Source organism: Kitasatospora sp. NPDC057542, from assembly GCF_042801945.1.
Classification (GTDB): domain Bacteria; phylum Actinomycetota; class Actinomycetes; order Streptomycetales; family Streptomycetaceae; genus Kitasatospora.
Genome location: NZ_JBHVFE010000041.1, coordinates 25,124 through 33,826 on the forward strand (window position 1 = coordinate 25,124; position 8,703 = coordinate 33,826).

Genomic DNA, 8,703 nt, shown 5'->3' on the forward strand with positions numbered 1-8,703 from the left:
GTCCCGCCGGTGCGGGGTTCGGGGTCCGGGCTGTCGCGTCGGTGCGGGGCGGGCCTGGTGCCGGTCCCGGTGGGGGCTTGTGCCGGTCTTTCGGGTGCTGTGTGTCTCCGTGCTCTTGTCGGGTTTCGTGCGGCCACGGGGATGCCGCTGCCAGGCGAACCGGAGGATGTCGTGATCGACGAGCTCTGCCGGGACCTGCGGCTACCCGTCCTGTGCGAGCGGTTCGTCGAGGTGGCCGCCACCGCCCGTCGTGAGCGGCTCGCCTACGAGCTGTTCCTGTCGGTGCGCGCGGTGGTCTGGTGGCGTTCGGACGCCGGCCGGTTGTCGTGGTGGTTGCGGGTCGCGGTGGTTGTTCGCTGCATCCGGGGGCCTGTCGGCTTTTTCCGGAACGGGGCAGGCCGGTGCCGGTGGCCTCGCGCAGGCCGACCCGCGGCCGCGCGGCGCCGCCACGGCGCCGTTCGCGGCGCGGTTCGGTGCGGTGCCGGTGGTGGGGTGGCGGGTGCGGTGTGGGTCACGGGGGTGGGGGTGGCCGGTGGTGGCTCTTTGGGCCGGGTCCGTTCGCGATAGCAGGGAAGGCAGGGAAGGCAGGCAGACGGGGAGGCGGCAGGCGGGTGGGTGGGGGTGGGTGTGCGGCGGCCCGCCGCCGCGCTTCCCGTCCCCGCCTTCAGGGGGCGGGTCGGGGAGGACGCGGGGGCGGGCCGCCGCAGGGCAAACACAAGGGTGGCACCGGGAAGTCGGGTGCCGATCAGGTCAGTTGAGGGCGGCGAGCGCGGCCTCGTAGTTCGGCTCGTCGGCGATCTCCGCGACCAGCTCGGTGTGCAGGACGGTGTCGTTCTCGTCCAGGACGACGACCGCGCGGGCGGTCAGGCCGGCCAGCGGGCCGTCGGCGATCGCCACGCCGTACACGTCGTGGAAGTCCCGCCCGCGCAGGGTGGACAGGGTCTTGACGTTCTCCAGGCCCTCGGAGCCGCAGAACCGGGCCTGGGCGAACGGCAGGTCGGCCGACACGCACAGCACCACGGTGTTGTCCAGCGAAGCGGCCTTGGTGTTGAAGGTGCGCACCGAGGTCGCGCAGGTCGGGGTGTCGATGCTGGGGAAGATGTTCAGGACCTTGCGCTTGCCCGCGAAGTCCTTCAGCGACACGTCGGCGAGCCCCTCGCCGACCAGTGTGAACGCCGGTGCCTGGCTGCCGGCGGCCGGCAGCGTGCCACCGACCTGCACCGGGTTCCCCTTCAGCGTGACCTGAGCCATGAAAAGCCTCCTACCAGCGGTGTACGGGATGCAACGCCGCCGATCCTACTGCCCGCCCCCACCCCCGCCGCGGGGCAGCCGCCGAACCGGACACTCCGGGGGCGGGGCCCGGAGCGGACTTCGGGAGCGGGGCAGGGCCGCGGCGGGCGTGGGGGCGTGGCGGGTGCCGGGACGGCGGGCGGGGTGTGGCGGGTGGCCGGGGCGGGGGTGCCTCGGCCGGTGGGGTGGGCGTGGACGGGGTGGTGGAGAACGGCGGGCCGGGGGGCGGAGGGTGACGCCTCGCAGGCCGCGGCCGCCCTCCTTCAGGACCCGGCCGGGGCTTGCGGGCCGGTGGACGGGGTGGGGCAGTGGTGCCGGGTGGTCCCGTCGTGGGCGGGGCGCCCGTCGTCGGCGACCTGGAGCATTGCGCGGGCGGTCGTGACGTGCCGGGAGGCGGTGTTGTGCAGGCCGGTGTCGCCGCGTACGAGGCGGGTGCCGGTGCTGCAGGCGCGGGCGGGCAGGGCGGGCAGGGCCTCGGTGGCGTGGCCGTGGCCGCGGGCGGCGGGGACCAGGCCGTCGCCGACGGTGACGGCGTTCTCGTCGTCGGCGGGTCCGGGGAAGCCGGCGCCGCCGAGGGCGAGTGCGTTGCCGTGCAGGCGGATCTCGCGGGCGCCGTACGGGCCCGGGTCGCCGCTGTGCGCGCACACGTCGAGGAAACGGCGGGCGCCGGCGGTGTCCGCCGGCGCCGGACAGCCCCGCCCGTACCCGGGCCCGTCGGGCTGTCTGGGCCGGGCGCGGTGGTGATGCGCCGGGCCGGTGCCACGGTGAGCGGGTGCCGGACCGGCCGTGCCGTCACGAGGGCTTGCGTGCCCGTGGGTGCGGGCGTGCCGCTGTCGTCGTTCGTGCCCGCTGTCGTAGCAGAGCGCTCTGCCGCAGCGCCCCCGGGTTCCCCGCCCACGCCCCGCTCCCGCCCCCGGGTTCCCCGCCCACGCCCCGCTCCCGCCCCCGGGTTCCCCGCCCACGCCCCGCTCCCGCCCGCGCCCCGCTCCCGCCCCTCCCCGTCCCTGTCCCTGCCCTCGCCCGCGTAGGGCGGACAGCACGCGTACGGTCGCGGCCGTGGTGGGCGGTGACGCTCCCTCACCCCTTGCGGCCCGGTCCGCAGCGCGGTCAGGCGCCGCCGGCCCCGGGCACGGTGAAGGGCACCCCGGTCAGTTCCTGCGACACCTCCCACAGCCGCCGCCCCACCGCCTCGTCCTGCGCCCGCGGCGCAGGCGAGGTCCGCACCGGCGCCCCGCGCAGTTCGCCCATCCCGCCCGGCCCGTACAGCTCCCCGCCCCGCACGTTCGGCGCGGTCGCCGCGTGCAGCTGCGCCAGCGCCCCGCGTGCGGGTGACTGCGCGAGCGGGCGCAGCAGGTGCCCGAACAGCAGCCGCACCCCGCCGACCGCGCCGGCGCGGGGCAGGCCGGTGGCGGCGTAGCCGGGGTGGGCGAGCACGCTGCGCACGGGGCTGTGGGCGGCGTTCAGGCGGCGGTGGAGTTCGAGGGCGAAGACGGCGTTGGCGAGTTTGGACTGGTTGTAGTGGCCCATGGGGGAGTAGGCGTGTTCGCCGGTGAGGTCGTCGAAGTCGATGCGGGCGCGGCGGTGGTTGGCGGAGGTGACGGTGACCACGCGCGGGTCGCGGCCCTGGGCGAGCAGGTCGATGAGGTGGGCGGTGAGGGCGAAGTGGCCGAGGTGGTTGACGGCGAACTGGAGTTCGTGGCCGTGGGGGGTGAGGGTGCGTGGGGGTGCCATGACGCCGGCGTTGTTGACCAGGACGTCGGGGTGCGGGCCGTCGGTGCGCAGGCGTGTGGCGAAGGCGTGCACGGAGTGCGGGTCGGCGAGGTCCAGGCGGCGTACCTCCAGCAGGGCGTCGGGCTGTTCGGCCGTCACCAGGGCGGCGGCGCGGTGGCCTTTGGCCTCGTCGCGCACGGCGAGGACGACGTGGGCGCCGCGGCGGGCGAGGGCGGTGGTGGTGGCCAGGCCCAGGCCGCTGCCGGCGCCGGTGACGACGAACACCCGCCCGCTCGGGTCCGCGGCGCCGGCGGGGCTCGGGTTGCTTCGGATCATACGGCTCACGCTGCCGCGTATGTCACCAAGTGTCAAGACTGTCGTTTGATGCCGAGTGTGGCGTGGGGGCTAGGATGGGCCGGTGACGTCCCGACCCGCCGCCACCCTGGCCCAGCGCAAACGCCAGCTCGTTGCCGACGAACTGACGCGGGCGGCGCTGGACCTGCTGGCGCACGGCGGGTTCGACGCCGTCACGGTCGACGAGATCGCCACCGCCGCGGGCGTGTCCAAGCGGACGTTCTTCCGCTACTTCGCGTCCAAGGAGGACGTGGTCGTCCAGTTCCTGGCCGCCCTCGGCGCCGCCATGCGCGAGGAGCTGGCCCGCCGTCCGGTGGCGGAGGCGCCCTCGGTGGCGCTGCGGTGCGCGGTGTGGCGCTGCGTGCAGGACTGCGCCGGCCACGAGGAGCGCGCCCGCAGCGTGGTGCGGCTGATCCTCTCCACGCCCGCCCTGCTCGCCCGCTTCCTGGAACGCCAGGCGCAGTGGCGCGACGAACTCGCCGCGCAGCTCGCCGTGCGCCTGGGCCTGGACGCCGGGCGCGAGCTGTACCCGCGGCTGGCCGCGGACATGGCGCTGGCGGCCTTCCACACGGTGCTCCAGCGCTGGAGCGCCGCCGACGGCGGTGGCGAGGTGGACGGCGGTGGTGAGGGGGTGGACGTCGCCGCGCTGACGGAGAACTGCTTCGCCGTCATCGCCCCGGCCCTGGACGCCGTCGTGCGCACTCCCGCCCCGGGCCGGGCCTGACCCCCCCGGCCTGACCCCCGGCGGACAAGGGGGGCGCACGGGCGCGGGCGGGGCGCCCCGGCCGGCGGCCCCGGTCCGAGCGGCTCCGGCGCACGGCTGCCGGCGGGCCGGCGTCACGTGCTTTCGGCTGGACACCGGGGCCGGCGACCGGGGCATCCCCGCCGCCCTGATCGCGCATCCGCAGGCCCGGGACGCCTGTGACGGGGCGGGCGGCCAGGACCGGCCGCGGCGCGGACGGCGGCGAGTGGAGCGGATCATGCCCGGCACCTGCGCGGGGGTGGGGGCGCCGACGGCGCCGGACCTCATCGAGGGCCGGGCGGTCGGGTGCGAATCCCGTCCCGCGGCCCGCCCGTCGCCCGCCCGCGCGGCCCGCCCGTCGCCCGCCCGCCCGTCCCGTCGGCCGGCCACCCGGCCACCCGGCCACCCGGCCACCCGGCCACCCGGCCACCCGGCCACCCGGCCATCCGGCCGGTCGTCTTCGGTGCGGGTGCGGGTGCGGGTGCGGGTGCGGGTGTCGCGTTCGGGCGTGCCGGGCACGGCCCTGCGGGCGGGAGCGGGCCCGGGAAGGCGTTCACCCCGTGGCGCCCGCGCAGGACTTTGCGGGCGCCCCGGGGTGCGGTGTGCCGGCCACCGCCGCGCGGGTGCGGCCACCGGCCTTGGCGGCAGGGTCAGTTGAAGACCAGGACGTCGGTGCGCATCGGCAGCGGACTGTTCCAGCCGATGCTGATCTTGAAGGTCACCACGCCGTTGCCGGGCGCGATGCTCGACACCTGTCCCTCACCGGCCCCGCCCTGATGGCCTTCGGCGTCGTCATGACCGCCGGCAACCTCGCCTTCGGCCGCCTCCTGGAACGCAGCCCGATACGCACCGTCACCGCCTACCCGCTCCTCTGCCTCGCCCTCTACCTCCTCCTCGACGCCGCCGGCCCCCACCGCGCCCCCGTGCTCGCCACCGTCCTCCTGTGGGGCGCCGTCCACTCCGGCGGCCTGGCCGTCGCCCAGAGCCGGCTCGCCCGCGACGCCACCGACGCCCCCGAGTTCGGCAACAGCCTCGTCGTCTCCTTCTCCAACCTCGGCATCACCCTCGGCACCACCCTCGGGGGAGCCGTCGTCACCACCGCCGGCCCCCGCCACCTGCCCCTGGCCGGCGCCGCCCTCGCCGCAGCAGCCCTCGCCGCCGTCCTCCTGCGCCGCCGCCTGCACCCCGAACAGCCCCAGGAACAGCCGCACCGGCACGACACCCGACCCGCCCCGACCCCCTGACCACCCGCCAACCCCCCCCGCCGGCCCCACGAGGAACGCACCCGGCCACGCCCCGCACGGTGGGGCGGGGCGGGGCGGGTGCGGGTCCTCACCGCACCCGGGGCCGGGCCGGGCGCAGCGGGGCGGGACGGTCGAGGGGAAGGAGGAAGGGGAGGGAGGAAGGGGAAGGAGGCGGACGGGAGGAGGCGGGCGTGGCCGCGGCTGCGGGGCGGTCAGGCGTAGCGGTCGAACAGGGCCTGCAGGTAGTCCTCCAGGCGCCCGGTCAGCACGGCGGGCGTCAGGTCGGTGCGGCCCAGTTCGCGCCAGGGCTCGGCGACCTTCTGCGCGTCGGGGGCGAAGGCGAGGGCGTCCAGCAGCCGCCAGTACAGGTGCGCGCGGCCCTCGGCGAGCTCGCGCCCGCCGGCGGCCAGGTAGCGGTCGGCGAAGTCCAGGCCCGCCCCGGGGCCGTGCAGCAGGGCCAGCGCGGTGGAGCAGTGGGCGACGTCCAGGTCGGCCGGGCCCCAGGAGGTCTCCACCCAGTCGACCACCCCGGCGACGGCGAGCCCGGCGCCCGCGCCGGTGAACAGCACGTTGCCGGGGTGGAAGTCGCGGTGCAGGAAGCACGGCCGGTGCGCGGGCACCGCACCGCCGATCACCCCCACCGCCCGCTCCCACAGCCCGCTACGGGCGGTGCCGTCGGGCACGGCCACCCGGCCGGGGGCCGTCCACGCCTGCCAGGCGCGCGGCCGGTCCTGCTCACCGACCGCCAGCGCGTGCACGGCGGCCAGCTGCGCGGCCAGCAGATCGGCGCGCCGTGCCGTGTCGCCGTCCTCGGCCAGGCGCACCCCGCCGGGCAGGTGCGTCATCACCAGCGACGGATGCTCGCACACCGCCCCCGCCGCGTCCACGGCGACGAGCCGCGCCGCCGGGATGCCACTGGTCTCCAGCAGGCGCAGCACGGCCGCCTCGCGGGCCAGCAGCCCCGGCGCGTGGCGGCGGTAGAACGGCTTGACGAAGGAGCGCAGCACCAGCGCGTACGAGCCCGCGCGGCCGGGGCGCCGCACGTCCAGGCGGCGCATCCGCGAGGTCCATCCGCCCCGCAGCGCGCTCACCTCGGCGATGCGCTCACCGGCGGGCAGGTGCCCCTCGACCCACCGGCGCGTGCCCTCCCACCCCTGGTCCCGGTCCTCACTGTCGATCATGGACGGCAAGCCTACGCCCCGTTCCTGCCGGGCCCACCGCCACCGGCACTGACGGAAGGTCAACTCCGTTGCAACCACGGCACGGAGACCACTGTTCCGACGGTTGTCGAAGTTTGACAGGCGGGGTGCGCCCGGGGTTGGCTGAGGGCCGATCCGCACACCGCAGTCCGCACACCGCAGTCCGCGGTCCGCGCGCTGCCGGCCGTACGCACGAGGGGGAGGGGCCCGTCATGCCCAGGAGCGTCGTCTTCGAGACCACCGGGGGGCCGGAGGTACTGGCCGTGCGCGAGCGCGACCTGCCCGAGCCCGGGCCCGGTGAACTGCGCCTGCGCGTGGCCGCGATCGGCCTCAACCGTGCCGAGGCCCTCTTCCGCGCCGGCACCTACCTGGAACAGCCGTGCCTGCCCGCCACCCTCGGCTACGAGGCCTCGGGCACCGTGGAGGCCGTCGGCGAGGGCGTCACCGGCTTCGCGCCCGGCGACCGCGTCGACACCGTTCCCGCGTTCTCCCAGAACGACTACGGCGTCTACGGCACCCACGTGCTGGTCCCGGCCCGCGCCGCCGTCGCCCACCCCGCCGCTCTCACCCCCGCCCAGGGCGCCGCCGTGTGGATGCCCTACCTCACCGCCTACGGCGCCCTCGCCGAGGACGGCCACCTGCGCCCCGGCGACCACGTGCTGATCACCGCCGCCGCCTCCGGCGTCGGCCTCGCCGCCATCCGTACCGCCCGCCGCCTGGGCGCCCACCCCATCGCCACCACCCGCACCCGCGCCAAGGCCCGGCACCTGCTGGACGCCGGCGCCGCCGAGGTCCTCGTCACCGGCGAGGACGACCTCCTCGCCCGCGTGGACGCCGCAACCTCCGGACGCGGCGTGCGCACCGTCTTCGACCCCGTCGCCGGACCCGGTGTCCTCACCCTCGTCCGCGCCGTCGCCCCCGGCGGACGCGTGATCCTCTACGGCCGCCTCGACCCACGCGACACTCCGATGCCCGGCCAGGACACCTTCGCCCCCGTCACCAGCCGCTTCTACAGCATGCACGAGGTGACCCGCGACGACGAACGCCTGCGCCGCGCCCACGCGTTCGTCACCGCGGGCCTGGCCGACGGCTCGTTCACCCCCGTCATCGACCGCGTCTTCGAGGGCCTCGACACCGTCGCCGAGGCCCACCGCTACCTCGAAGCCGGCACCCAGGCCGGCAAGATCGTCGTGAGCGTCGGCGACTGACCGGCCCTCACCGCCCCCGCACCTGCCCGGCCTCCGCGTCGGCGGCGGCCACCACCGCCGCCAGCAGGCCCGGGAACCTGTGCTCCAGCTCCTCGCTGCGCAGCGCGTTCATCTTGGTGGTGCCCACGTAGTACTGGCGCAGCAGTCCCGCCTCGCGCAGCACGCTGAAGTGGTGGCTGGAGGTCGAACGCCCGACCGGCAGGTCGAAGGAACCGCAGCTGAGATCGGCTCCCGAGTGCGCGAGCGTGCGCACCACCGTCCTGCGGGCCGGATCAGCGAGCGCCTCCAGCACCTGCTGGACGCTCACGTCCTCCACACCAGGGTGCACGATCACCCGCGCCGCCACGCGTGCCCGTCCCACACCCACCACCCCTTCCCAACACTCGACCCCCGTCCGCCTGATGGTCAAAGACCGCGCGGTGTGCGCGACTTCGCGTGCACGACGCTACCAGGGCCGATCGCTCCACCTCCCGGTGTCCGGGCCGGGGGTGAAGCGGATCGCGAGTGTTGCCGCGGCGTCCGCGAGGCCGTTGACCGCCCTGGAGGCGGCCGGCGCCCGCCACGCGTCCCGCACGCTGTGCGCGCCGCAGTCTCCCGGCCCGGCCCGGGCCGGGAGACTGCGGCGCGCCCGGGCCGGGAGACCGTGCTCACCGGTGTTCTCCCGGCAGGCCCCGGCCCTCGGGGCGGGAAGGGCGTCGACGCAACACCCGCGCAACACGCCCCCGCACCCCCCGCACCCGCAGGGAGCCGGCTGTCACGGCAGGCCGCGCGCAGGAGCCGAAAAGGGGGCGCCGCGGCGGGCGCCGGGGGGAGCGGAAAGAGGGGCCCGGGAAGGGCCCCGCGGCCGCAGAGGGGCAGGCGCCGGCGCAGGAGGACACCCCGGGGCAGAGGAAGCAGCGGAAAAAACGGGGAGCCGGCCCGCCCACGGTCACACCCGCCGGCACGGCCCGCAGGCC

8 protein-coding genes are annotated in these 8,703 nt (G+C 76.7%); 3 read left to right on the forward strand and 5 right to left on the reverse strand.

The window, feature by feature from the left end:
- Window positions 1-750: 750 nt before the first annotated feature.
- From tpx to ACFU7Y_RS08280, 3 genes are all read right to left on the reverse strand, one after another.
- The gene (gene tpx, locus ACFU7Y_RS08270) at window positions 751-1,251 is read right to left on the reverse strand and encodes a thiol peroxidase (protein WP_224279098.1); all 501 of its coding nucleotides are present in this window, start codon (window positions 1,249-1,251) and stop codon (window positions 751-753) included.
- A gap of 302 nt (window positions 1,252-1,553) precedes the next feature.
- Window positions 1,554-1,937 (reverse strand): GNAT family N-acetyltransferase, encoded by a 384-nt coding sequence (locus ACFU7Y_RS08275; RefSeq protein ID WP_380766887.1) that lies wholly within the window; start codon window positions 1,935-1,937, stop codon window positions 1,554-1,556.
- 460 nt (window positions 1,938-2,397) lie between these two features.
- Window positions 2,398-3,336 carry an oxidoreductase gene (locus ACFU7Y_RS08280; RefSeq protein ID WP_380766890.1) on the reverse strand — a complete coding sequence of 313 codons (939 nt, stop codon included), beginning with the start codon at window positions 3,334-3,336 and terminating at the stop codon, window positions 2,398-2,400.
- Window positions 3,337-3,418: 82 nt separating this feature from the next.
- Here ACFU7Y_RS08280 and ACFU7Y_RS08285 point away from each other — a divergent pair, with 82 nt between their 5' ends.
- Both ACFU7Y_RS08285 and ACFU7Y_RS08290 read left to right on the forward strand, forming a co-directional pair.
- Complete coding sequence (locus ACFU7Y_RS08285) at window positions 3,419-4,078, forward strand: TetR family transcriptional regulator (protein ID WP_380766892.1); 660 nt, start codon at window positions 3,419-3,421, stop codon at window positions 4,076-4,078.
- A gap of 794 nt (window positions 4,079-4,872) precedes the next feature.
- Window positions 4,873-5,340: an MFS transporter gene (locus tag ACFU7Y_RS08290; protein ID WP_380766894.1), complete on the forward strand. Its 468-nt coding sequence runs from the start codon at window positions 4,873-4,875 to the stop codon at window positions 5,338-5,340.
- A 212-nt stretch (window positions 5,341-5,552) separates the two neighbouring features.
- Here ACFU7Y_RS08290 and ACFU7Y_RS08295 read toward each other — a convergent pair whose 3' ends face one another.
- The gene (locus tag ACFU7Y_RS08295; RefSeq protein ID WP_380766896.1) at window positions 5,553-6,521 is read right to left on the reverse strand and encodes a phosphotransferase family protein; all 969 of its coding nucleotides are present in this window, start codon (window positions 6,519-6,521) and stop codon (window positions 5,553-5,555) included.
- A gap of 230 nt (window positions 6,522-6,751) precedes the next feature.
- Between ACFU7Y_RS08295 and ACFU7Y_RS08300 the strand changes: the two genes are divergently transcribed.
- Complete coding sequence (locus ACFU7Y_RS08300; protein WP_380766899.1) at window positions 6,752-7,747, forward strand: zinc-dependent alcohol dehydrogenase family protein; 996 nt, start codon at window positions 6,752-6,754, stop codon at window positions 7,745-7,747.
- A 7-nt stretch (window positions 7,748-7,754) separates the two neighbouring features.
- On the opposite strand, the gene ACFU7Y_RS08305 is transcribed toward ACFU7Y_RS08300, so the two are convergent.
- Window positions 7,755-8,108 carry a helix-turn-helix transcriptional regulator gene (locus ACFU7Y_RS08305; RefSeq protein WP_224285129.1) on the reverse strand — a complete coding sequence of 118 codons (354 nt, stop codon included), beginning with the start codon at window positions 8,106-8,108 and terminating at the stop codon, window positions 7,755-7,757.
- Window positions 8,109-8,703 lie beyond the last annotated feature (595 nt).